This window comes from Mucilaginibacter sp. (genome assembly GCF_028288225.1).
Lineage (GTDB): Bacteria > Bacteroidota > Bacteroidia > Sphingobacteriales > Sphingobacteriaceae > Mucilaginibacter.
Genome location: NZ_JAQBOC010000003.1, coordinates 188,691 through 214,274 on the forward strand (window position 1 = coordinate 188,691; position 25,584 = coordinate 214,274).

Below are 25,584 nucleotides of genomic sequence, written 5' to 3' on the forward strand. Positions count from 1 at the left end.
GAATATTTTTAGACTTTTTATTTTAATGTTTTTTTTGTTTGTTACGACAAACGTCTTTTCACAAAATCAGAGTCTTAAATTTGAGCACATAAGCACAGCAGATGGTTTATCACAGATAAATGTTTTTTGTATAATGCAGGATAGCCGCGGTTTTATGTGGATTGGCACCCGCGATGGCTTAAACCGTTATGATGGCTATAAATTTATTGTATATAACCATAGTTTTCAGGATGATAATACAATCAGCAATAATCAAATTGCCGATATTATAGAGGATAATAGCGGAAACATTTGGGTTGCCACCCTGTCAGGCCTTAATAAGTTTGAGCGAAAAACCGGGCGCTTTGTAAGGTATCTTCACAATAGCAATAACACTAACAGCATTTCGAGCAATGCCACAAATAAACTGGCGCTTGATTCATATGGCAACCTATGGATTGGTACCCAAAAAGGAGGAGTAGATTGCCTGGATCTGAAAAGGAATACTTTCAGACACTTTATTCATTCAGACTACGATACAAACAGTTTAAGTGATAGTAGGGTAAGTACAGTATTTGAAGATTCACGGCATAATTTATGGGTCGGAACATCTGGCGGCGGGCTCAACTTGTTTAACAGAAAAAGCGGTTCTTTTTCTAAGTACAGGTATAGCGCTGCGGTTAACGCTATATCAAGTGATAACATTACCTGTATTTTTGAGGATAAGGATCACCGGATCTGGATAGGTACCCCGGATTTAGGTTTTAATTTATTTGATCCTTTAAAGGGGACATTTCGCCATTATCAGCATAATAACAAGGATTTGAACAGTCTCTCAAGTAATGCCGTTTATTCCATAAATATGGACGAAACCGGTAAATTATGGGTAGGTACCGAAAACGGAGGGGTTAGTATTCTTGATATTGAGAAAGACCGCTTTGCCAACTTTGAACATGATGATATTGATAAAAACAGTATTGACGGAAATACCATTTACAGCATTTGCAGAGATAAGATGAACAATATGTGGTTAGGCGCCTTTAGCGGTGGAATTAACCTTTTAAAAAGAAGCACGAAGAGCTTTACGTATTACAGGCACAGTTTATCACCCAATAGCCTATCAAATAACTTTGTGCTCGATCTGTATGAGGATGCAAATAAAAATCTTTGGGTAGGTACAGATGGTGGAGGGTTGGATATGTTTAGCCACGAAAATGGCACTATAAAACATTACAAACAACAGCCTGCAGGTAAAAATGGGATTTGCGGTAATTATGTATTAAAAGTTAACCAGGATGACGATGGTAATTTTTGGTTTGGCACATGGGCCGATGGCGTAAGTATTTTTAACCCTGAAACCAATGTGTTCAAAAATTTTAAACACGATCCGGCTAACCCCAAAAGCTTAAGCGGCAATAATATATATGCGCTTATTCACACACGCGATAAAAAAACCTGGATAGGCACTTATAATGACGGGCTTGATGTATATGATAAACAAACCAATACTTTTAAGGCGTTTAAATTTGATGTCAATGATCCGCGGAGTTTAAGCAGCGACCGGATTTATTCGCTGTTAGAGGATAAGCAAGGCAATTTGTGGGTTGGCACTTTCGATGGGGGATTAAATCTGTTTGACCGTGCGACCAGCACATTTATCCGGTTCCAGCATGAGGAAAATGCCAATAGTTTAAGTAACAACTCGATCCCCGACCTTTTTGAAGATCATAAAGGGAATATATGGGTAAGCACGCTTGCAGGACTTAACCTGTTCGATCCTAAAACAAGGCATTTTAAAATCTTTACTAAAAAGGACGGCTTACCAAGTGATATCATTTATGCCGTACGGGAAGATAACAACGGGAAGATTTGGATCGGCACCAATAACGGGCTTTCTCAATATAATCCGGAAACCAATAAATTTACTAATTATACAGTTGAGGACGGTTTGCAGGCCGATGAATTTAAATCGCATTCAGCTTTTAAAAGTAAGGAAGGCAAATTATATTTTGGCGGCATAAACGGGTTTAACGCCTTTACCCCCGAACAGATCTTAAGGCCCTCAGGCTTTTCACCAACCCTTATAACATCATTCCAGATTTTTAACAAAACAGTTGCTATAGCAAAAAACAACAGCGATCCATCCCCTTTAAAACAGGATATTTCTGATACAAAAGACATTACTTTATCATACAAGCAATCGGTAATTTCACTTGAATTTGCTGCTCTTGATTTTACTTTGGCAAATAAAAAGAATTACGCCTATATATTAACCAATTTTGATAAAGACTGGAATTATGTGGGCAACAGAAACACTGCTTCGTACACCAACTTATCTCCGGGTACCTATACTTTTAAATTAAAGTACCAAAATAGCTCGGGCTTATGGTCGCCGGTTACTTCCGGGCTTACCATTACAATTGTTCCTCCGTTTTGGTTAACCTGGTGGTTTAGAATATTAGTTGTGGTATTAATTGTTGCCGCAATCTATACCGTGTTTAAGTTGCGCGTTCAATCTATTAAAAAACAAAAAGAGATCCTTGAAAAACAGGTACAGGAACGTACGGAAAGCCTTGCAAAAATGACCATTGATGAGCGAGAATCGCGTGAGGCCGCTGAAAAAGCCCGTGAAGAAGCCGAAAACGCCAACAAGGCCAAAAGTAGTTTCCTGGCTATGATGAGCCACGAGATCCGTACACCTATGAACGGGGTTATTGGTATGGCCGGGCTATTATCAAGCACATCACTCACACCCGAACAGGACGAATATGCAGAAACTATCAAGAGTTGCGGGGAATCATTATTAACGATTATAAATGATGTGCTTGATTTTTCAAAGATTGAATCGGGCAGTATGGAATTGGAAGATCAGGACTTTGACCTGCGGGATTGTGTAGAAAGCGTGCTGGATGTATTTGCCGAAAAGGCATCGCAGATTGATTTGGTTTACCAGATAGACCATAATGTACCATCACAAATTATTGCCGACCAGCTGAGGTTAAGACAGGTACTGATAAACCTGGTAAGTAACGCCATGAAATTTACCAATAAGGGCGAGGTATTTGTAAGTGTTAAGGTAGATGATGATAAAGCGGATGATTTGTTGATCCACTTTAGCGTCCGTGATACAGGAATAGGCATTCCGGCCGATAAATTAAACAAATTGTTTAAAGCCTTTTCGCAGGTAGATTCAAGCACCACACGTAAGTATGGCGGCACAGGCCTGGGTTTAGCCATAAGCGAAAAGCTGGTTAACCTGATGGACGGCGAAATACACGTTGAGAGCGAAGTGGGAGTAGGCACTACATTTTCATTCTTCATTAAATCAAAAGCCGGCGTCAACGCGCCGCGTAATTATGTTTACCTCAATCACCAAGAGTTGGAAGGGAAAGCTGTTTTGGTTATTGATGATAATGCCACAAACAGGGAGATCCTAAAGAACCAGCTCGAACAATGGAAATTTTTACCTGTAATAACTGAATCAGGCGCAGAGGCATTAAAACTACTTGCATCAAAACAAACAATAGATTTGATCGTATCCGACATGAACATGCCTGACATGGATGGGGTGCAATTGGCTAAAAAAATACGAAAGAAATCGCCGGAGATCCCCATAATCTTATTGAGTTCTATGGGTAATGAGCAAAGCAAAAGTGAAGCGTACTTGTTTAATGCCATATTAACAAAACCTACCAGGCACCATGTTTTATATAAACATATTGCCGAGCAACTAAAAGCAACAGGCGAAATAATTAAAAAACCCCAGGTTGTCTCAACGTTTTCAGAAGACTTTGCTGCATTATATCCTATGGAAATTTTGATTGCGGAAGATAACTTAATTAACCAAAAGCTGGCCATACGTATTTTAACAAAAATGGGTTACGATCCGCAAGTGGTTGCTAACGGGCACGAAGCATTAAACGCATTAATTGTTAAAAAGTACGACATGGTGTTAATGGATGTTCAAATGCCCGAAATGGATGGATTGGAAGCTACGCGTTTTATAAGGGAGAATCTTGAACATCAGCCGGTGATTGTGGCTATGACAGCTAATGCAATGCCCGAAGACAAGGAGAATTGCCTAAACGCCGGTATGAATGATTATTTAAGCAAGCCTATGAAAATAGGGGATATTATGGACGTTTTAGAAAAATGGGGTAAACAGATACTAAGTAAATAATTAGTAGTCAACAGTTACCGGTTTGTAATCCCTTTAGTTAAATTTGAGCCTTATCTAATAATAAAATTAGGTAAATTCACCTAAATTAAAACTAAATTTTATGCGTTCAAATCACATCTTCCGGTATCCTTATTTATTTGTTCTTTTCGTGCTTTTATTTTCTGTTTACAATTCATCTGCTAAAGCAGCTGATGGTTATTATTACCAGTTAAAGATCTATCATCTTAAAACCCAGGCACAGGAAGACCGCATTGATCATTATTTACAAAACGCTTATTTACCTGCATTGCATAGGTTAGGTATTAAAAACGTTGGTGTTTTTAAGCCGGTTGAGGCAGATACGTCAGGCAAAAGAGTTTATGTTTTAATCCCCTTTAAAACATGGGAGCAAATAAAAAAGACCGACCAGCAATTAGGTGCCGATCAACAATACTTAACTGATGGAGCGGATTATATTGATGCAGCACATAATGAAGCGCCATATACCCGCATGGAAACCATTTTACTAAGCGCTTTCCCAAAAATGCTTTCTCCGGATGTTCCGCAGCTTACAGCTAATAAAATTGACAGGGTTTATGAACTTCGCAGCTACGAAAGCGCAACGGAAAAGTACAATGTTAACAAGGTGAAAATGTTTAATGATGGCAACGAGGTCGCATTATTTAAAAGGCTAGGCTTTAATGCCGTGTTTTATGCCGAAGTTTTAGCCGGCAGTCACATGCCAAACCTTATGTATATGACCACTTTTAATAACAAGGCAGATAGGGACAAACATTGGGATGCTTTTTCAAATGACCCGGAATGGAAAGTATTGGTAGCCAAAAAAGAGTTTCAAAACAATGTTTCTAAGGCAGATATTTTGTTCCTGCACCCAACTGCATATTCAGATTTTTAAATGCAGCTTGAAAAACGCGATTATGATGCTGTTGTAGTTGGCTCCGGGCCTAATGGTTTGGCAGCCGCTATTTTAATGCAGCAAAATGGATTGTCGGTTTTATTAGTAGAAGGAAAATCAACTGTTGGGGGCGGGCTGCGATCGGCAGAGCTTACATTGCCTGGTTACATGCATGATATCTGCTCGGCTGTACATCCGCTTGCCGCAGCATCTCCCTTTTTTGAAACACTGCCCTTAAACATTCACGGGCTTGAATATATTTATCCGGAAGTAGCTGCAGCTCATCCATTTGATGATGGGAATGCGGCTATCTTAACGGGTTCTGTTGAAGAAACTGCGCGCCTGTTAGGCGCAGATGCTGATGCTTATACCAAACTTATAGGGCCTGTAGTTAAAGACTGGCCCTCCATAGTTACGGATATTTTGGCTCCTTTACATTATCCGAAACATCCGCTTGCCATGGCACGGTTTGGCCTGTCTGCCCTGACATCTGCAGGCTACCTGGTAAAGCGTTTTAATACAATTGAGGCAAGGGGGTTATTTGGCGGCATGGCGGCGCACTCCATACAGCCATTAAGCAATTTAGCAACTTCGGCAATTGCGTTGGTTTTGATGGTTAACGGGCACTTAAAGGGGTGGCCAATCCCTAAAGGTGGTTCAAGCCACATAGCAAATGCTTTGGCATCATACTTTGTGTCAATAGGTGGTAAGATAGAAACTGATACCCCTATAACTTCATTGCGACAACTGCCTTCAGCACATGCTGTTTTGTTTGATATAACACCAAGGCAGCTGCTTAAAATTGCAGGGCACCGCTTTTCAGCACTTTACAAATGGCAACTGGAACGCTACAGGTATGGCATGGGTGTTTTTAAGATTGATTGGGCGCTGGCAACACCAATTCCATTTAAAGCCGCTGGTTGCCACAAGGCCGGTACTATTCATATAGGCAATACATTTGAAGAAATAGCCGATGCCGAACAACAGATCTGGCATGGAAAGCACTCCGAAAAGCCATTTGTATTACTTGCCCAGCCCAGCATATTTGATCCAACACGCGCACCGCAAGGCAAGCATACGGCCTGGGCCTATTGCCATGTGCCAAACGGATCTGAAAAAGATATGACAGCCATAATTGAAAACCAGGTTGAACGTTTTGCCCCGGGTTTTAAAGATACCATATTGGCCAGGCATACCATGAATACAACCCAGATGGAAGACTACAATCCAAACTATATAGGTGGCGATATCAATGGCGGTGTAATAGATCTGGGCCAGCTTTTTACCCGTCCCGTATTAAGATGGTCGCCTTATAAAACATCTGCCAAGGGGATTTACATTTGTTCATCATCAACGCCGCCAGGCGGAGGAGTTCATGGCATGTGCGGGTATCACGCTGCCAGGCGGGCATTGAAAGACATCTTCAGAATTGTCTGAATCAGAATTTTAAGAATTTAAGAATGAACAAAATTCTATCGAATGGATCTGCTTTGGAAATGAGTCGTCGATATTCTGCAAATTTTATAATCCTGTAAATTCTGATTCAGACATCTTCCTGTTCCGTTTTCAAACTTTTTGTCCGATATCGATCACTTTTTCACTTTTTTAATCATATAAATATCTGATTATCAATATTTACACTTTGGTATGGCTATTGCAAGTAACTATGCTATACAAGGTACTATAATGGATAAAGAAATTACACTGGAAGTTACTTTACAACGAAGAAAAAAAACAATTGTTATTGTATTAACAGCTATAGCTGTGCTTATTGTTTTAATATGGATCATCAGAACAACGTTCAAATCGTCCATAAAAAAATTAGAGATAACAACAGCCATAGTTGAAACCGGCAATATTGAAAATACGCTGAACGCCACCGGCGAGGTTTTACCTGAGTTTGAAGAGATCCTGACCAGCCCGATAAATGCATCAATAAAAAATGTAATTATGGATGCCGGCAATAAGGTAAAGGCGGGCCAGTCAATACTTACACTTGATAAATCAGTTACCCAAACAGATTTTGAAAAGTTAAAGTTTCAGCTTGAATCAAAACAGAATGAGATCAAAAAGCTGAAGCTTGACCTGAATAAAAGCTTCTATGATATCCAGTCGAATAACGACATCAAAAAGCTTCGTATTGACAACCTTGCCGATGCGGTTGAAAATGCCAGGCGCTTATTTAAGGCTGGTGGCGGAACCCGTGAAGGTATTGAGCAGGCCGAGCTGAATTTAAAAGTTGCGCAGCTTGAAAAGAAACAGCTGGAAAACGAGGTAAAGAACAAGCAGCAAACCATGCAGATAGAAATAAAGGAGGCCGAAATAGCTTCTGATATTTTAAGCAGCGATTTAAATGCGTTGCAGCGCAAGCTCAATCTTGCAAACATTGTGGCGACCCGTGCAGGAGTGGTAACCTATGTAAACAGGAATATCGGTGCAAATATAAAGGAGGGAGAGTCACTGGCCCGGATTGCAGATTTAGGAAGCTTTAAAGTGCAGGGTAGTATTTCTGATAATTCGCTGGATCAGCTGCATGCCGGACTGCCGGTTATTGTTTTGATAAACGACGTTCAGTTGCGCGGGCACGTGATAAATGTTTCGCCATCCATTCAAAACAGCATTATCTCTTTTGACATCCAGCTTGATGAACGTAATAATAAGCAGCTTCGCCCTAATATGAAAGTAGATGTTTACCTGGTAACGGCCACCCACAACCACATTATGCGCGTTGCAAACGGCCCTGCTTTTAAGGGCCCGGAGGTGCAGGATATTTTTGTGGTAAACAACGGCAAAGCTGAAAGACGCACTGTACACATTGGCCTTACAAATTTTGATTTTGTGGAGATTAAAGACGGCGTAAAACCCGGCGATGTGGTGATCAATTCAGATATGAGCGGGTATAAAAATTCAAAGGAGATCACTATTAATTAGTGAGTGGTTGATTGGGTTGGATTAGGTTGATTAAGTTGAATCCTGAAAATCCATTAAATCTTTAAATCGTGTTTATGAAACTATTATATACAATATTACTTTTAACCATCAGCTTCAACGCATTTTGCGGCGGTGGGGTTGATTCAACCCTGCTAACTTTAAAGGAGGTGGTGGCTATGGCCAAAGATAATTCAATCGCGGCCAAACAAGCCATCACCACACGCGAAACCAAATATTGGCAATGGCGTACCTTTAAGTCAAATTATCAGCCGCAATTATCATTAAATGGCAATTTGCCCGGCTACAGTAAAACCAGCACACCGGTTGTACAGCCCGATGGAACGATCGTATTTCAGCCAATCCATTATGATAATTCATCCCTTACCTTAAATTTTAGCCAAAGCATAACCGCTACCGGGGCAACCATTTATGGTCAAACACAATTACAACGCTTTGACGACTTTGACCGAAATAGTGTTTTGTACAATGGGGTACCTTATGCAATAGGTTTTAGTCAGCCGCTGGGTCAGTTTAATAGCCTGAGGTGGGATAAAAAGATCCAGCCTTTGCTGTATAACGAAAGCAAGCAGGCCTACATTGAAGAACAGGAAAAGATTTCAATCACAGTTACCGGTTATTTTTTTGACCTGCTGCTTGCCCAGGTTAATTTAGAAACGGCAGAGACCAATCTTATAAATACCCAAAAGATCTTAAAAATTGCCAATTTAAAATTCGACCTGGGTAAAGTATCAAAAAATGAGATCCTGCAATTGCAGCTGGAGCAGCTTAATGCAAAAAAAGCGGTAGGTACATCTAAGCGGGATATGGAAATAGCTACCCTTAACCTGCGAAGCTACATAGGGCAGGAGGGTGACGAAAAAATTGTATTGCAGGTACCGGAAACCATCAGTCAGATGACTGTAACAGCCGACAGGGTTTTGGCTGAAGCATTTTCAAATCGTTCAGATGCCATTGCATTTATGCGGCGCATTGCCGAAGCAAAGCGTGACGTTGCACTGGCGCATGGTCAAACAGGGTTAACAGCTACTTTAACAGCCAATATCGGTACCTCAAATTCTGCCAAAAGTATTACGGGAGTTTACAGGTCACCACAAAATCAGCAACTGCTCGAGCTGCAATTCTCTATCCCTGTGTTGGACTGGGGCCGGTCAAAAGCCAAGATAAAGACAGCAGAAGCCAATCAGAAATTCACTGAATATTCGGTTGAGCAGGATAAGCAAACCTTTAAGCAGCAGATAGTAACCCAGGTTTCCCTTTTTAATGTAATGAAAGATCAATTAACGCTTACTGCCGAAGCCGATAGCATTGCATCAGAGAAATATAAAATAGCAAGGGAAAGGTATGTTTTGGGCGATCTGAGCATTACAGATCTCAGTATTGCTTTCCAGGAAAACGACCAGGCCAAAAGGGATTATGTACAATCACTCCGCGATTTTTGGAGTGCCTATTACCAACTGCGTTATTTATCATTATACGACTTTGAAAAGAACGAAAAAATAACTTATAAATGAGGTGAAAGGTAAAAGCTGAAAGGTAAAAGCAAAAACAGAAAAGGAGAAGCAAAAAAAAAGAATCAATATATCCGCCAACAATCAAACAATCAACAATAAAATTCACCATTAAAATTTTACAACTCGCTAATTCACTAACTCAATAAATCACTAATTAAATATATCATGATAAACTTACAAAACATCGAAAAAGTATACCGGACAAATACAGTAGAAACACTGGCGCTAAATAGCATCAGCCTTAACATAGCCAAAGGGGAGTTCCTGTCTATAATGGGGCCGTCAGGTTGCGGTAAAAGTACGCTGCTGAACATTATCGGCCTGCTTGACGCACCATCGAAGGGAGCTATTAAAATAGCTGATCAAACAACTGAACATTTATCAGATAAACAACTGGCGCATTTCAGGAACCAGAAGCTGGGCTTTATTTTTCAGAGCTATCATTTGATCAACGATTTGCAGGTACTGGATAACGTGGAATTACCCTTATTGTACCGCTCAGGTTCTGCAAAAGAAAGAAGGAGGCTTGCAACCGAGGCTTTGGAAAAAGTTGGACTTGCAAATCGCATAAAACATTTCCCTAACCAGCTCTCGGGAGGACAAAAACAACGTGTAGCTATTGCAAGAGCAATTGTAGGCAGGCCTGAGATTATTTTGGCTGATGAGCCAACCGGTAATCTTGACAGCGCCATGGGAAACGAAATTATGGAGATCCTGATGCAGCTTAACCGGAACGATGGCACTACGATAGTAATGGTTACGCACGATGAAAATATGGCGCACAAGACCCATCGCCTGGTTCGCTTATTTGACGGTTCACAGGTTCAGTAATTAATCAGCCTAAAAAATTAAAGACATGCTTAAAAATTATTTTAAAATAGCCATAGCTGTATTACGAAGGAGGAAATTCTTCACATTTATCAGCTTGTTTGGGATCAGCTTTACGCTCACCATCCTGCTGGTACTAACCGCCTTTATTGATAAGGTTGTAGGCGACAGCTATCCCGATAGGAAACGCGACCGATCATTATATGTGTCCCGGATTCAGCTAAGCATGAAGGATGGGAGAAGCTCGGGCCCCGTGTCGTTTTACCTTTTAGATCACTACGGACGCTCTTTGAAAACCCCTGTTAAAGTAGGCATTTCATCGGGTTTTAGCGGTACCAATACCTATGTAAATAACAAAAAAATTGCAGTAAACTATAAATACACCAATGAAGATTATTGGGATATAATGGAATATGAATTTACAGAAGGTAAAGCATTTAACAAGCAGCAAATTGATAATGCCGATAAAGTGGCTGTAATATCCGAAGATATGAAAAGGGAATATTTTGGCGATGTGCCTTCGGTAGTTGGCAAATATATTGAAGCCGACAATGTTAAATACAGGATAACCGGGGTGGTAAAAAATGTACCTATAACAAGCTATATGGTCTACAGCGATATTTACCTGCCCTATACGGTAGCAAAAACCGATTTTAGAAAAGATAAAAGTTACCAGGGCGGTTTTTTTGGAGTTTTTCTGGCAAATTCAAGTGCTGATGTATCCAAAATGCACGCAGAGTATGAGGACATGATAAATAGGCTGCCGCTGCCACGCAAGGAGGTGATTAAAATATACAGCCATGCCGACCCCTATATCCGCAGTTATGTTGATGCCGGCGATGAAGAGCATTCCGGTTTAACCATAGCGCTTACGGCAATCAGCATATTTGCTTTGCTGGTAATGCTGTTACCTACACTTAACCTGGTCAACATTAACATAACCCGGATAATGGAACGGTCATCTGAGATAGGCGTCAGGAAAGCATTTGGCGCATCATCGCGCACATTGGTTTACCAGTTTATTGTGGAGAATATCATACTCACGTTATTAGGGGGGCTTATAGGTGTAATACTGTCATTAATAGCACTGCAAGTGCTAAACAGCGCTAACCTGATCCCTAACCTGGTATTAACCCTAAACTTTACGGTGCTGGGTATTGGCCTGCTCATCTGTTTTTTCTTTGGCCTGCTATCAGGAGTTTACCCTGCATGGCGCATGTCAAAGCTGAACGTAGTAACCGCGCTAAAGGCGCAATAACAATTGTCAAATCATTTAAACTAAAATATTATGTTCAAGCATTTATTTAAACTGATCTGGAATAAAAAGAAGCAAAACTTTTTATTAATGTCCGAGATGTTGTTCTCGTTCCTGGTCTTATTTGCCGTGTTTACACTGCTGGTATATTATTATAACAACTATAAAAAGCCTATGGGCTTTGAATATAAAAATGTGTGGGTAGTGAGCTATAATAACGCTTATAAAACAACCAATACCGATTCGCTTACCCAATTTTACGAAACCCTGCGCCAAAATTTAAAAGCCCTGCCAGGTGTTAAGGAAATAAGTTTTTGTAGTGATAATGTACCTTTCTCCCAAAATACATGGACAGGTTCTGTAACTTATAATAAAAATCCAGTTGGTGGAGTAAATCAATATACCGTTGAGGATAGCTATAAAAATACAATGACCCCGGAACTGCTTGAGGGAAGGTGGTTTAATAAAGGAGATGTGGCTGCAAAAAACAGGCCCATTATAATTAGTTCTGATTTAAAAGAAAAACTTTTTGGGAATGGCCAGGCCGTGGGGAAATTAGTTGGCGATGGCGACCAGCCCGGCCACGATAAAAATTCAATGAGAATAATTGGAGTAATCCAGGGAATTAAAGCAAAAGGAGACTATGCACCAGCCGGCTATGGTGTTTATCACCGCACTGATACCGGCTCTTTCCATTGGCTTGGAAAAATTATGGTGCAGGTTATTCCGGGGGCTTCCGCAGCTTTCGAGGCCCGGCTGTACAAAACTCTGGCCAATTATATGAAGGACTCGAATGTTGAAATTGAACATTTAACTAATAAACGTAAAGACGCCAACTACTTTACCCTGGTGCCCATGATTGTGTTATTAATTGTTGGCGGCTTTTTAGTTATAAATGTAGCATTGGGGCTGTTTGGCGTGCTTTGGTATAATATCAACAAAAGGCGCGGCGAAATTGGCTTGCGCAGGGCTGTAGGCGCCACGGGCAATTCTGTTTCATCACAGCTGATAACGGAATCAATGATCCTGGCAACACTATCCTTAATTTTAGGGACATTTTTTGCTATCCAGTTCCCTTTATTAAATGTATTTGACCTGCCGGCAAGCATCTACATCGTAGCCATTTTTTGTTCTATCGGGTTTATTTACCTGCTGGTGTTTTTATGCTCGCTCTATCCGGGAAAACAGGCTGCCGCAATTTACCCGGCAGTGGCGTTACATGAGGAGTGACCAGGATTAAGGGGATTAAGGGATTTTATCGGATGGAATAGCGGGACCGGGATTAAGCGGATGAAGAGATTTAATAGGATAAAATGTTAGGTTTAGTAAAAGAATTTAGCCAACTATAGCCATTGGCCAAAATCCGAAAGAATCTCCTAATCCGCTTAATCCCGGTTCAAAATATCGAACTAACCAACATCCGGCAAAATCCTTTAATCCCTAAATCCCGGTCCGGATTTGCTTATACTTGTATATAAATATGATATTAGTAATTGATGATGATATTGCTGTAAGAACTTCGTTGCTCCTGTTGTTAAAAGACGAGGGTTATGAGGTAGCAGACAGTGCTGAACCTAATGCGGCTATAAAAAGTATAAAGAAGAACGAGCCGGAATTAATTATTCTTGACCTTAATTTCTCCAATGATACCTCGGGCAGGGAAGGATTGGAGCTATTAGGTAAGATAAAGCAGATCAATGCTTTAATTCCTGTTATTTTAATAACCGGTTGGGCAAGCATTGAACTGGCAGTACAGGGCATGAAAGCGGGTGCCAATGATTTTATCAATAAACCATGGAATAACGAGTATTTGCTGCAATCGGTGAAAACACTGCTTGACCTGAAAGAAAAGAAAACGGAACACCACACCCGCAAGCAGCTTGATAAAACCTATAACTTTCAGCACATAATTGGGGAAGACCCTAAAATGCTGAATATTTTAGAAACCATTGGCCGGGTTGCCGGTACTGACGCATCAATATTGATAATGGGCGAAAGCGGTACTGGTAAAGAGCTTATTGCCGAGGCTATCCATCAAAATAGCTTACGTAAAAATAAGCCGTTTATAAAGGTTAATCTTGGCGGAATCTCCACCTCGTTATTTGAAAGCGAAATGTTTGGCCATATGCGCGGTGCCTTTACCGATGCGCGTTTTGACAGGGTTGGCCGTTTTGAAATGGCCAATAAAGGGACAATATTTTTAGATGAAATAGGTGATCTTGATGCAAGCAGCCAGGTTAAGCTGTTACGGGTATTACAGGACCGCACCTATGAAGTGTTAGGCAGTAGCCGCACCAAAACCGTTGATGTACGGATAGTTTGTGCTACCAATAAGAATTTGAATGAAATGGTAAGCAAAACAACCTTTAGAGAAGACTTATTGTACCGTATAAATCTGATCACCGTTTATTTGCCTGCCTTGCGCGAAAGGCCAAAAGACATTCCATTGCTGGTTGATTACTTTATCAATAATTTAAAAGAAATTTACGGTCGCCCATCACTCTCAGTTGCGGCCACCGCTATGAAATGGCTGCAGCAATTACCTTTACCCGGTAACATAAGGCAGTTGAAGAATATAGTTGAACGAACCATTTTGGTGAGTAAAAACGATGAATTGGATATTGATGATTTTCGCTCACAATTGGAGCTCTCACCTGTTAAAAAGGGAAATATTCAGTTACCTGGTATTGGTACATTAACATTGGAAGAAGTAGAGGTTGAGATGATAAAACGGGCAATGGAGTATCATAAAAATAAAATTGCAAAAGCAGCTGTATCTTTGGGCCTTACCCGCAGCGCTTTATACCGCCGCCTGGATAAATATCAAATCCCTTACGATGAGGCTGAGGACTAAATATATTTTATTTGTTGTAATACTGCACCTGGTAGCATTAGTGCTTACTTATTTTATTTTTAATAAGGATAAGATCTGGTTTATAGTATCGGAAGTTTTTGTAATTATTTCAATAGTTATAGCCATACAATTATACCGGCAGCTTATCCAGCCCTTAAAAACCCTGATGCAGGGAGTGGAGGCTATTAAGGACCGGGATTTCAATGTAAAGTTCTTGTCGACGGGCAAACATGAAATTGATCAGTTGACCGATGTTTATAATCAGATGATGGACGAATTAAGAACTGAGCGTACCCGGCAGGAACAGCAGCATTTTTTTTTGGAGAAGTTGATATTTACATCGCCAACCGGCATAATTATTTTAGACTATGATGATAACGTGCAACAGATCAATCCTAAAGCATTACAAATTATAGGATCAGAAGCTGTACAGGTACTTAATTATCCTATTGATAAACTTACACATCCGTTATTTAAGCAGGTAAAACGCTTAAGATCCGGCGAAACGGTTGTTATAAAACCGGACGGTATTAATACCTACAAATTGCAAAAGTCACACTTTATTGACAGGGGTTTTTCCCGTCACTTTATTATGATAGAAGATCTGACTGCCGAAATTGTAGCAGCCGAAAAAAATGTTTATGGTAAAGTTATTAGGATGATGGCTCACGAGGTTAATAATACGGTTGGCCCGGTTAACTCTATTATACAGTCTGCATTAAAAACAGACCAGCTTTGGGAAGGTCATCAGTTTAATACCCTTAAAGATGCTTTACAGGTAGCTGTAGATCGCAACCAAAACCTGAATTTCTTTATGCGGAACTTTGCTGAATTGGTAAAGCTTCCCGCGGCAAATAAACAACCGGTTGATTTGCACCAGTTAGTTAGTTCCGTTTCAAAATTAATGGGTATTAAAGCCAAAGACAGAGAAATTAAGTTTGATTTTCAATTTGCCGATGGCTCATTTAAAATTATGGCGGATGAACAGCAAATAGAGCAGGTACTAATTAATATTGTTAAAAATGCTATTGAGGCAATTGATAAAAATGGAACTATAACGTTCAAAACAACACCTGATAAAAAAAGTCTGGTGATATCTGATACCGGATCAGGCATTAGCGCCGAGCAAACCGCAAATCTTTTTTCCCCGTTCTTCAGCACCAAAAAAGACGGGCAGGGGATAGGCCTTACCCTGGTAAGGGAAATATTGGTGAACCACGGTTTTGATTTCTCATTAAAAACAATAACTTTTAAGAAAACCAATTTTATTATATTGTTTACTTAATATTTTATTTAACGCCGGGCTTTCATAATTGAAAATTAGTTATCTATATTTAATAGATTATCAAACCTTAATCTTTAATAAATTATGGAAACTAAACCGATTACTAAGTATGTAGCCGAGCTTATCGGTACATTTTGCCTGGTATTATTTGGATGCGGCGCTGCCGTTATTGCAGGCGCCAATGCCGAAGGAATTCCGCCATCGGGTATAGGCTTGTTAGGTATTGCACTGGCATTTGGAATTAGCGTTGTAGTTATGGCTTATACGATCGGGCCAATCTCTGGTTGCCATATTAACCCTGCTATTTCAATTTCAATGCTGGCTGCAGGCAAACTAAGCTTTAAAGATTGTATAGGCTATATAATTTCACAATGTGTTGGTGCAATTTGTGCATCAGGAGTATTGTATTTATTATTATCCGGTAAACCAGGGTTTTCGATGGGCGAATATGCGCTTGGCGCAAACGGCTGGGGCGAAACTTATCTTGGTAAATACTCAACCCAATCAGCCTTCATAGCTGAAACAGTATTTACTTTCCTGTTCCTTATCGTTATCTACGGCACCACGGCCAAACGTGCAAATCCTGCAATGGCCGGTCTTGCAATTGGTTTATCGCTTACTTTAATCCACTTGGTAGTTATTCCTATTACAGGTACATCTGTAAACCCTGCCCGCAGCCTTGGTCCGGCATTATTATCAGGAGGGAAGGCTCTTAGTCAACTGTGGCTGTTTATCGTTGCACCAATACTTGGCGGGCTTTTAGCTGCCGGTTTCTGGAAAGCTGTTATGGAGCAAAAAGAAACTATCGTTAGCAAAACCGTTGAAGTTCACGAAGATATATCTATTAACAGGGTATAATTATATAATTTGAACAATAATTAAAGGATTTATGGACTGCCTTGATGCTTATATCATGTAGTCTTTAAATCCTTTAATAATGGCTCAGACATTTGCAAAAGCTTAAGGCAACCAATTACAACATCTCCCCGTACTGTGATTAAAGGTATTTTACCTGGTAACCATAGTATATCCTTAAGCCATTGAAGCAAATTTTATCAGGTATTTCAGCTATTTTAAATGGCAGGGAAAAGATAAAGCTATATAAGCTAATTGTCTTTGACCTGGTTATTGGCTTGCTTGATATAGCATTTTTGGGGATTCTGCTGTTTGTACTAAACCTTTATACAAAAAACGCAGCTCCGGCCAGCCTGTCTTTTCTCCCCAAGGCGCTATTAAATCCCAATTCGTTACTGCTTATCGGCATTTTTTTTATCCTTTTTAGTATTAAAAACCTGTTTGGCTATATTGGTTTAAAATCGCAGCATCATTTTTTTTACAATATAGCTTCGCGATTGTCAAGAAGGAATATACTCAACTACCTTTCAGATGATTACAGTAGGTTCGTATCTATTGATTCTTCTGTACAAATAAGGCGCATAAGCCAGCAACCGATAGAATTTAGCCATTACATCCTCACCAATTTTCAGCAAATTGTTTCGCAGAGCATTTTAATTTTTTTTACCATTTGTGCTATTCTTTTTTATCACCCTACACTTTTTTTATTGCTGTTTGTATTTTTACTACCGCCTGTAGTTTTGTTAGGGTGGTATATTCGTAAAAAGCTAAAAGACGTACGCAGCCATATAAAAACTACCAGTCAGAAAACACTGCAGCACCTGCACGAATCGTTAGCCGGTTATGTTGAAAGTAACATCTATCACAAAGAAGACTTTTTTTCTGACCGGTATGCCGGTTACCAGGATCAATTGAATGAAAATATTGCAGCACAGCAAACCCTGCAAAGCCTGCCATCGCGATTGGTGGAGATCTTTGCTGTAATGGGTTTTTTAATATTGGTTGTTATCAATAAATTATCTGCTGATGCACCTGTCATAAACGTGCTAACCATAGGTGTTTTTATGGCGGCTGCTTACAAAATAATACCCGGTATTGTGAAAATATTAAACGCTACCGGTCAAATAAAAACTTACCAGTTCACCTTAAATGATCTTTTGCTGAATGATATAAAAACGCCGGCAGTAAGGAATGAAAAGGCTCATTACCCTATTAATTCTGTAAACCTGGAGAATGTCCATTTTAAATATAAAGATCATGTTATTTTAAAAGATCTGAGCTTTGGAGTAGCGCAAGGCGACCTGGTTGGGATCTCGGGTAATTCGGGCAAAGGAAAAACAACAATCATTAATATACTATTAGGCTTTGTAAAACCTGATTGTGGCAACATCTGCATAAATGAGAAGATCTGTGATGCAGACGAAATAGCGCTTTATCGCAGCAGGATCTCTTATGTTAAACAACAGCCATTTTTTATTAATGACACCATCCTTAAAAACATCACACTATCAGAATACGACCATTATCCCAACAGGATGAGGGAAGCGATCTCTTTAAGCGGGGTTGATAAGCTATTGGAAAAATACCCTGAAGGACTTGAAAAGGTCATTAACGAAAATGGTAAGAATATCAGCGGGGGGCAACGGCAGCGAATAATGCTGGCAAGAGCGCTATATCATGATTTTGACCTGCTTATTCTTGATGAACCATTCAGCGAAATGGACGGTGTTTCTGAGATTGAGATCCTTCAGCAATTACAAGCTTTTGCAAAACAGGGTAAAATGATCTTGTTTATAACCCACAATAAAGCCAGCTTATCTTTTTGTAATAAAATAGTATCGCTTGATGAAGCATAAGAAGCAAACACTGGTTATTCTTAGTCCCGGCTTTCCGAAAGATAAGGCCGATACCTCCTGTTTGCCTCCCCAGCAAATCTTTGTGAAAGCATTAAGGGAGGTTTGTCCCGGTCTTAACGTTGTGGTTTTAACTTTTCAATACCCATTTTTTGCAGCCGAATATGAATGGCACGGTGTAAAAGTAATTTCCGTTGGAGGTAAAGATAAAGGCCGGATCTTCCGGCTTATCACCTGGCTAAAAGCGTGGTTGATACTAAAAAGACTCCGCAAAGAATATCACATAATAGGTTTATTAAGCTTTTGGCTTGGCGAATGTGCATTTGTAGGCAGCAGGTTTGCAAAAAAATACAAGTTACCCCATTATACCTGGATGCTTGGCCAGGACGCTAAAAAATGGAATAAATATTTCAGGTGGATAAAACCCGGAGGAGATGAACTGATTGCGTTATCAGATTTTATTGTAAAGGAAGTAAAAAGAAACTATAAAATAACACCTATGCAGGTGATTCCCGTAGGGATTGATACTTCATTGTTTAGCGCCGGACATCACAGAAGAGATATTGATATTTTGGGAGCGGGGGCATTAATACCGTTAAAACAGTATGATGTTTTTATTGAGTCTGTAGGTTATTTAAAGGAATTTTACCCGCATATTAAAGCCATTATTTGTGGCAAAGGGCCCGATATGGAGGGCCTGCAATCATTAGCCCGGACAAAAAATTTAAGTGATAACATAATTTTTAAAGGCGAGCTGCCCCATAAAGAAGTGTTAAGATTAATGCAGCGTTCAAAAATATTTTTACACCCGTCAAATTATGAAGGTTTTGGTGCCGTTTTATCCGAAGCTTTGTATAGCGGGGCACAAGTGGTTTCGTTTTGTAAACCGATGGATAAGAGTTACCGCCACCATCAGGTTGTAAATACTTCAGAAGAAATGAATGCCAAACTTTTATCTATTCTTAAAGATAAAAAGATAGATCACGAGCCGGTTTTAATGTGTACTATACAGCAAATAGCTAAGAATATGGTCAGCTTGTTTGTTGATTGACTACAATGATTTTGCAATTTCTTGAATATGCTTTGCAATTGCCGGAAATGACAGTTTCTCCCTAAAATATCTTAAACATAATTCCCGTTTTTCCTCTAAATCTAATTCACCAATTTGATTCAATACATCCAATAACGTAGGTTCATTCCCCGCTTCATATAATATGCCACATTTGCCATTATCTGTTATCATCCTGAATGAAAATATATCAGTTACAATAGGGATACAACCGCATGACATGGCCTCACAAACTGCTGTGCCGCTTCCTTCATAGTGCGAACCTGATATCAAAAAGTCGGCGCTGTTAAACCAATACAGCAGGTCATTGTGAAGAACCTTGCCAATCAATTTAATTGCGTTTCCTTGTGGGTTAGCTTCAAGCAGGGCTTTTATATCGGCAAGCAGTTCATCTGTATGATAGATCATGTATAAGCGGGCGTCCGGGTGAGCTTTTAAATATTTCAAAAAAGCCCTTACCACATTTAACGGATCTTTGTTAGCATTAAGCCTACCCACCCATAAAAAAGCGGGATTGCCTGATACGCCGGTTTTCTGTTCAGCCAACGCTCCTTCAACCGGATGAAAATTAGAAGAAACTTCCATTACTTCGTGAATTTTTCGGGCGGATGAAATATTGCCTTTTTTTACCCAGTCCAACCCCATATCCATCGAGGCAAACAAGTAGGCATCTGTGTAACGGTCGGCCAGTTTTTGAGCATATTTTTTGATACCGGGCAGTGGCTTTTCGGCGTGATGATGGACAATGATCTTTGCGTTTTTATTTAAGACGGAACGAAGGAGGATCAACTGAATAGGGTTATGTAACCCCTGCACTATCACGACATCCGGTTTTAAACTCTTTATAAACCTGTTTAACTTGAATGGAAAATGCGTTTTTCCCCTGTTTAAGTTTACAAACTGGTATTCAACACCGTTATGTGAAGCCTCTCCCTCGTAATTAATTTGTTTTACGCTGATAACCCTATTTTCCTTAGCTAAACATTCAAAGATCCCCGCATAGCCTGCGGTTCTTTTAAACCAGCTTTCGGGTGATTTAAAATCGGGGGAATAACTATAACTTATTGATACATACAGCATAAAAGCTTCCCTTAATTTAAAATAACCCGTCTATACTTTTATAGTTGCTATTCTGAAACTGTAAAAAGCCAACATGGTAAAGGGACGAAGGGTTATTTTTAACCTGTTTTTTATTTAAAACTTTGCCAACCATTAACATGTGATAGCCCATTTTTTTATTGGAAATGATCTCTATTTCTTTATAGGAGCCAACAAAATCAGGCACGGGGAATTTAAACAACTCGCTTTCTGTGGTTTTAAACGGTAAATGATCGTGTGATGCAGGCGACTTACTGGAATGTTTACCCAAATCATAAACCGTATTTATATCAACATCATTGGTATCGCACACTACAACTTTTTTTGCTTCAAGAATTCTATCAAGGGTAACATTGGTTGTTCTTAAACCTAATAGGTACATGTCTTCTTCCTGTATATATCCATGGATATCCATGGGGAATATATTACAGTAACTATCATCTTTATAGGATACAATTATAATGCTGCGGGGATAGGAATAAAGTGCGCTTATAACTTTACGGCTGTGATAAGTATTGGCTTTGGAGCGCAAAAAGTACGCGAACAACACCAGCCTGTGCAAGGCGCTTAACTGATGATTTTTTACTTTTTCAACTTTATATAAAAATAGAATCCCTTTAGCGGTAGGAACTGCTTCAATTATTGATACAGTAATAGCTGCATTCAATTTATTGCCTTTAAAAAATTGGATCTCAGTTCCTTTGTTATTGGTTAATGCAGCCTGACCAGAAGGCAGCCATGCTGCCATGCAGAAAGGATCAAGACAGATCATGCTGTTGGTAGATGTTATATCGGCCTGGCAGGTGCTATTTTTTAAATAAACTTTTTCCTCTATTTCATTAGCGTGCAGCCTTGTTATATAAAAGGTTCTTATTCTTTTATTGTCAAAAAATATTTTATTTATCAATGAACCCATATCAAAAAGTATCTATATCCGCAGAAGTGAATTTAATTTTATCTATCCGTAAATCTTCACCCAAAACTTTAAATATTACAGGGAACGAAGGGATGGAATTAAAACGCATAGCAAACAAGCTATGCAAAGAGGTGCCGGGTGATGCATGAAAATGGATCTGCTTTATGCCCAGTTTACCGGCCAGTTTTTTTAATTCGTATATCATATCATCAAAATCATCTGGCTGTACCGCAATATCACCTATTAAAAGTATGCTGTTAATTTTTACCCATAAAGTTGATGTTCCTGCTTTTATAAACTTTGTATTGCTGTAAGTTTTGTAGTTGAAATAATATTCATCGCGGTAAACCCCGCCGCATCCATCATTTAATACCGAATTATCAAGCCTGTTTTGTTTTGCCACGTATTTGTTTAAAATACCTTCCTGATAGCTGGTATATAAATTTTTCAAGACGGGAAATTTACCTATGATTCCCTTCCACGAAAAATTATCTGTGTGAATAATAAAGCAATCCATTGTATCGGTTATCCGCCAGCCCAGCTTATTTACGAAACCTGGCAACGAATTTTGATTTGGGAACCCAAAAAGCAATTGGATCTTCAAATCGCGGCACAGCTGGAAAGTAGTTAACGCGAGCTCAACAAACAAGCCTTTATTGCGGTGATCAGGGTGCGTCATAGTATCTGCTGATTGTGCAGCAAGAATGATTTTATTGTCCGACTTTACAAAACACGGGATAACTGCATAAAAAGCCATTGGTTGCCGCTGACTATTGTAAGCAATAAAGCCCGTATATTTAACACCTGTAAACGCAGTATCATATTTTTTTGCAAAAAAACCGGGAATGGCCTGTTTGCCGTAAACTGCAGCATATAATTGTTCTATATCGGTTAAATTTTCAGTATTTAGCCGTTCTACAATATAATGAATACTTGAATGATTACTATTCATAACTGCCGGTAATTGTTGCGCGCATTTGGTTATTAACAGATATAAACGGATTCACCGTTAAACGTTTGCGCATGCTGGGATCTTTATAATCTTCCGCGCTATTAAATTCTGTTGCCAGCAGTTGCTCATACCCTGCACTTTTTGCTGTTTCAATAACCTCATTATTGTAAGATCCGTATGGAAATGCGAAGCTGGTTATTGGTTTTTTAATGATATGTTCAAGGTATCCTTTTGAAAGACTTAGCTCTTCAGCAGCATCATGGATATCAATCCTGGCCAGGTCATTGTGATAATAGCTATGGGCGCCAATAGTTACAAAAGTGGAGGCGGATAGCTCTTTGATCTGTTCGGTTGTCATTTGCAGCCAGTAATCCTTGTCAGATTGTTTAGTTTTAAAAGGAGCTAAAGGATATAGTTCCTTCATCATCTCTGCTTTTTCATCAAACCCATAACCTCCTAACCTATCGGCAAGGCTTAAACCATTAAAAGTTGAAATATATTTGTTATGGCGATCTTTTGTATAAAACTCGCCTTTAAAATGCAATTTGTTAGGGCCGTATTTACTGGCAATGGTTAAAAAATCATTCCACAAAATATCATAACCTGCCGCCTGTATGGCAGTAATGAAAAAGGTTGCAGGCATTTGATATTTTTCTAACAGAGGCCATACATATTTGTGGTTGTTTGCAAAACCATCATCAAATGTTAAACAGATATTGAATTTATCATTGCTGAATTTTTTCTGATAATAGTCATCCAGCGAAATAACATTGAAATACTTTTTATAAAATTTAAGGTGTAATTCAAAAGTTTTCCTGGTAAGGAAAAGGGTGTTGAATTTTAAATGATCGCGCTCGCAAATGCCATGATACACCAATATCCTGCTTCCCCGCGCTGAGCGATAAAAGCCTTCATACATTCCTAATGTATGCCGCAAATCCATCAAAAGGTTTTTAGCCGTCCTGGTTAGTTTTGAACGTATTTTTTGAGATAGGGTCATACTTGTACAGGCTCCTTAATAGTTACGGGGAAATTAATATCCGGCCGGTATGCTTTTATCTTTTTTATTAATGCTGGCAAATCACCTTTTACATATTTGCATGCGCCGGCTATAAAAACTTTGCTAAAGCCATACATATCAATACCATACAATCGGGTTAAAATTGATTCATCAAACAACCGGATCTCACCTTTGTGAATAACCAACAATATATCGGCAGGCCTTAGTTCAAAAAAAGCATCAAGATCTTTTTTGCCAACAGGGTTTTTAGCCACAACTAAGTCGGCATCCTTTCCTTCATCTATACTGCCTGAATTTAATTGCCAGATAGTTGCTGCGTTTTGGTTTAAAGTACAATATAAGGCTTCATCGCTAAGCAGCCCCGTCTTTCGGGCTAAACGTAAATGCTCCCATATATCCCAACTACCGGTTAATGTTGAATCTGTACCAAATAATATTTTGGTATGCTTTTCAAGCCGGTTAACCTGTGCTGTTTTATCTAACAAAAAATAATTAGACCCGGGGCACCAAACCAGCGCCTCAAATTTTTCCGCCTGCTTTGCCGACATGGATACTCCATGAATACCGACAAGTTTTCTTTTAAGCAGGTTATATTTTATTAACTCATCAATTTCATTAATTGATAGCAAGTCATCGCCTTCACCAACATGAATGTTTACCGGCAGGTTTTTTTTTAAAGGGTTATTTAGCTTGATTTTCCAGTTCTTTTCAAATTGTACAGAGTGTAAACAATGACTTTCTTCAAAAACAGTAATCAACGCATTTTTCAATCCCGGCTTTTCGCCATGGTTAACTACAGTGGTAATACCACAAAGCAGGTTTTTATACATGCCCCATTCAGATCGTAACGGGGCAGGGATTTGCAGTATTTCAGCTATTTCATTTTTATAAGCTTTGTGGATATAGTTGCCCCACTCAGTGTAGTTGCTATATTTTTTATTGCCTAATTGAGGGAATAGGTTAAAATCTAAATGATCATGAGAGTTTATAAGTCCCGGAAAAATAATGGCATCATTAAAAGTTAGCTGTAAATGGCTTGCCTGGCTTTTGGAATCAGCAGGCGTAATATCCGCTAGCTTCCCATTACAAACCCTGACATTTACAGGCTCGTTATTGCCAATTATATTTACATTGCCCAGAATCATTATTCTCTCCTGAAATGAATTCCGTAAATTATCGGAAAGCCTTTAAATTTATTGTAAACATGCAATGCACGTTGCTCCAGGTAATAATCTCTTACCGTTTCATCAATTTGCTTTACAACCTCATTGACTATTTTGAAATTGTTTTTCAAAAGTATTTCCCTAACGGTATCAGTTGAATGCACAAAATTACGTACTGCAATATGGACGTTATTGTGTTTGAAGGTCCGCTGACCGCCTGAAGCTAATGCATCGGGATGAAAATCGGTAATAATAATATCTCCGGTAGTTTTTAAGATCCTGCTCCATGCCTGTAGAGCTTCCTCTATATTTTCAATATGGGCAACGGTTAATGTAGATAATATCACATCATAAGTGTTATCAGCAATCGCAGAAAAATGGTTATCTGTAATGGTATGGGTATTGGCTTGGGGGAATTTTTCTTTCAATTTGTGAAGCATTCCGGGCGAAACATCAAAGCCGGTTAATCCTGCAATATCCTTTTCTAAAATTTTAGGCCAGTGCCTGCCTGTGCCGCAGCCTATATCAGCAATTTGCTTATCTTTTATATCAATAGTATCCAGCAATTCACCAAAAACCAATTCATCCAGATCAAGCATCAGGTTACCGGGTTGCGCGTCGTAGTTATCGGCCCAAATATCATAGGCTTCCACAACGTCCTTCTCTTTTATCGATGACGGAAAGATATTTTTATTAATATATTTTTTTAGCGTTGCTAGCAAAACAGGGTGTAATTTTTAATGTGAAACCAATAGTTTGAATATAAGGATTACGTGCGATTATTTATGATGGTTGCCCTATGCAATTTTATTTGTTAAAGCAGGCAACCTAAGTTTTAAGCGAGGCGTAATTACTACTGAGTAATTGTTTAATTGGGGTTAAATTGGATTTGTGTGATTTGTGTGAACGATGTCTCCG

General features: G+C 39.3%; 19 protein-coding genes. 13 read left to right on the forward strand and 6 right to left on the reverse strand.

Going from position 1 to position 25,584, the window contains the following annotated elements:
- Positions 1-25 precede the first annotated feature (25 nt).
- The 13 genes from JWQ54_RS00980 (at position 26) to JWQ54_RS01040 (ending at position 19,498) form a co-directional block, all read left to right on the forward strand.
- Positions 26-4,159, forward strand: a complete 4,134-nt coding sequence (locus JWQ54_RS00980) for a hybrid sensor histidine kinase/response regulator (protein WP_299578923.1) — start codon at positions 26-28, stop codon at positions 4,157-4,159.
- A 100-nt stretch (positions 4,160-4,259) separates the two neighbouring features.
- Positions 4,260-5,054, forward strand: a complete 795-nt coding sequence (locus JWQ54_RS00985) for an NIPSNAP family protein (RefSeq protein ID WP_299578925.1) — start codon at positions 4,260-4,262, stop codon at positions 5,052-5,054.
- On the forward strand, positions 5,055-6,491 hold the full coding sequence (locus JWQ54_RS00990) for an NAD(P)/FAD-dependent oxidoreductase (RefSeq protein ID WP_299578927.1): 1,437 nt from the start codon (positions 5,055-5,057) through the stop codon (positions 6,489-6,491). It abuts the gene before it with no gap.
- Between the two features lie 210 nt (positions 6,492-6,701).
- On the forward strand, positions 6,702-7,985 hold the full coding sequence (locus tag JWQ54_RS00995; RefSeq protein WP_299578929.1) for an HlyD family efflux transporter periplasmic adaptor subunit: 1,284 nt from the start codon (positions 6,702-6,704) through the stop codon (positions 7,983-7,985).
- A gap of 74 nt (positions 7,986-8,059) precedes the next feature.
- Positions 8,060-9,517 (forward strand): TolC family protein, encoded by a 1,458-nt coding sequence (locus tag JWQ54_RS01000; RefSeq protein WP_299578931.1) that lies wholly within the window; start codon positions 8,060-8,062, stop codon positions 9,515-9,517.
- Positions 9,518-9,682: 165 nt separating this feature from the next.
- Positions 9,683-10,348: an ABC transporter ATP-binding protein gene (locus JWQ54_RS01005; RefSeq protein ID WP_299578933.1), complete on the forward strand. Its 666-nt coding sequence runs from the start codon at positions 9,683-9,685 to the stop codon at positions 10,346-10,348.
- Between the two features lie 25 nt (positions 10,349-10,373).
- The gene (locus tag JWQ54_RS01010) at positions 10,374-11,603 is read left to right on the forward strand and encodes an ABC transporter permease (RefSeq protein WP_299578935.1); all 1,230 of its coding nucleotides are present in this window, start codon (positions 10,374-10,376) and stop codon (positions 11,601-11,603) included.
- A gap of 30 nt (positions 11,604-11,633) precedes the next feature.
- A complete protein-coding gene (locus JWQ54_RS01015) occupies positions 11,634-12,830 on the forward strand; it encodes an FtsX-like permease family protein (RefSeq protein WP_299578937.1) in 1,197 nt (398 codons plus the stop codon).
- 250 nt (positions 12,831-13,080) lie between these two features.
- Positions 13,081-14,454 (forward strand): sigma-54 dependent transcriptional regulator, encoded by a 1,374-nt coding sequence (locus JWQ54_RS01020; protein ID WP_299578939.1) that lies wholly within the window; start codon positions 13,081-13,083, stop codon positions 14,452-14,454.
- Positions 14,438-15,739, forward strand: coding sequence for an ATP-binding protein (locus JWQ54_RS01025; protein ID WP_299578941.1), 1,302 nt, complete (start codon positions 14,438-14,440; stop codon positions 15,737-15,739). The genes JWQ54_RS01020 and JWQ54_RS01025 overlap by 17 nt, the downstream gene beginning before the upstream one ends.
- An 84-nt stretch (positions 15,740-15,823) precedes the next feature.
- On the forward strand, positions 15,824-16,597 hold the full coding sequence (gene aqpZ / locus JWQ54_RS01030; RefSeq protein ID WP_299578943.1) for an aquaporin Z: 774 nt from the start codon (positions 15,824-15,826) through the stop codon (positions 16,595-16,597).
- 182 nt (positions 16,598-16,779) lie between these two features.
- On the forward strand, positions 16,780-18,450 hold the full coding sequence (locus JWQ54_RS01035; protein WP_299578945.1) for an ABC transporter ATP-binding protein: 1,671 nt from the start codon (positions 16,780-16,782) through the stop codon (positions 18,448-18,450).
- Complete coding sequence (locus JWQ54_RS01040) at positions 18,440-19,498, forward strand: glycosyltransferase family 4 protein (protein WP_299578947.1); 1,059 nt, start codon at positions 18,440-18,442, stop codon at positions 19,496-19,498. The genes JWQ54_RS01035 and JWQ54_RS01040 overlap by 11 nt, the downstream gene beginning before the upstream one ends.
- Here JWQ54_RS01040 and JWQ54_RS01045 read toward each other — a convergent pair whose 3' ends face one another.
- The 6 genes from JWQ54_RS01045 to JWQ54_RS01070 are packed head-to-tail and all read right to left on the reverse strand — an operon-like array spanning position 19,499 to position 25,388.
- On the reverse strand, positions 19,499-20,596 hold the full coding sequence (locus JWQ54_RS01045) for a glycosyltransferase family 4 protein (protein WP_299578949.1): 1,098 nt from the start codon (positions 20,594-20,596) through the stop codon (positions 19,499-19,501). It abuts the gene before it with no gap.
- Positions 20,597-20,612: 16 nt separating this feature from the next.
- Complete coding sequence (locus tag JWQ54_RS01050; protein WP_299578951.1) at positions 20,613-21,530, reverse strand: hypothetical protein; 918 nt, start codon at positions 21,528-21,530, stop codon at positions 20,613-20,615.
- A gap of 1 nt (position 21,531) precedes the next feature.
- Positions 21,532-22,482, reverse strand: a complete 951-nt coding sequence (locus JWQ54_RS01055; protein WP_299578953.1) for a GNAT family N-acetyltransferase — start codon at positions 22,480-22,482, stop codon at positions 21,532-21,534.
- Positions 22,475-23,482 (reverse strand): polysaccharide deacetylase family protein, encoded by a 1,008-nt coding sequence (locus JWQ54_RS01060; RefSeq protein WP_299578955.1) that lies wholly within the window; start codon positions 23,480-23,482, stop codon positions 22,475-22,477. The genes JWQ54_RS01055 and JWQ54_RS01060 overlap by 8 nt, the downstream gene beginning before the upstream one ends.
- A complete protein-coding gene (locus JWQ54_RS01065) occupies positions 23,479-24,648 on the reverse strand; it encodes an amidohydrolase family protein (RefSeq protein ID WP_299578957.1) in 1,170 nt (389 codons plus the stop codon). The genes JWQ54_RS01060 and JWQ54_RS01065 overlap by 4 nt, the downstream gene beginning before the upstream one ends.
- Positions 24,648-25,388 (reverse strand): class I SAM-dependent methyltransferase, encoded by a 741-nt coding sequence (locus tag JWQ54_RS01070; protein ID WP_299578959.1) that lies wholly within the window; start codon positions 25,386-25,388, stop codon positions 24,648-24,650. The genes JWQ54_RS01065 and JWQ54_RS01070 overlap by 1 nt, the downstream gene beginning before the upstream one ends.
- Positions 25,389-25,584 lie beyond the last annotated feature (196 nt).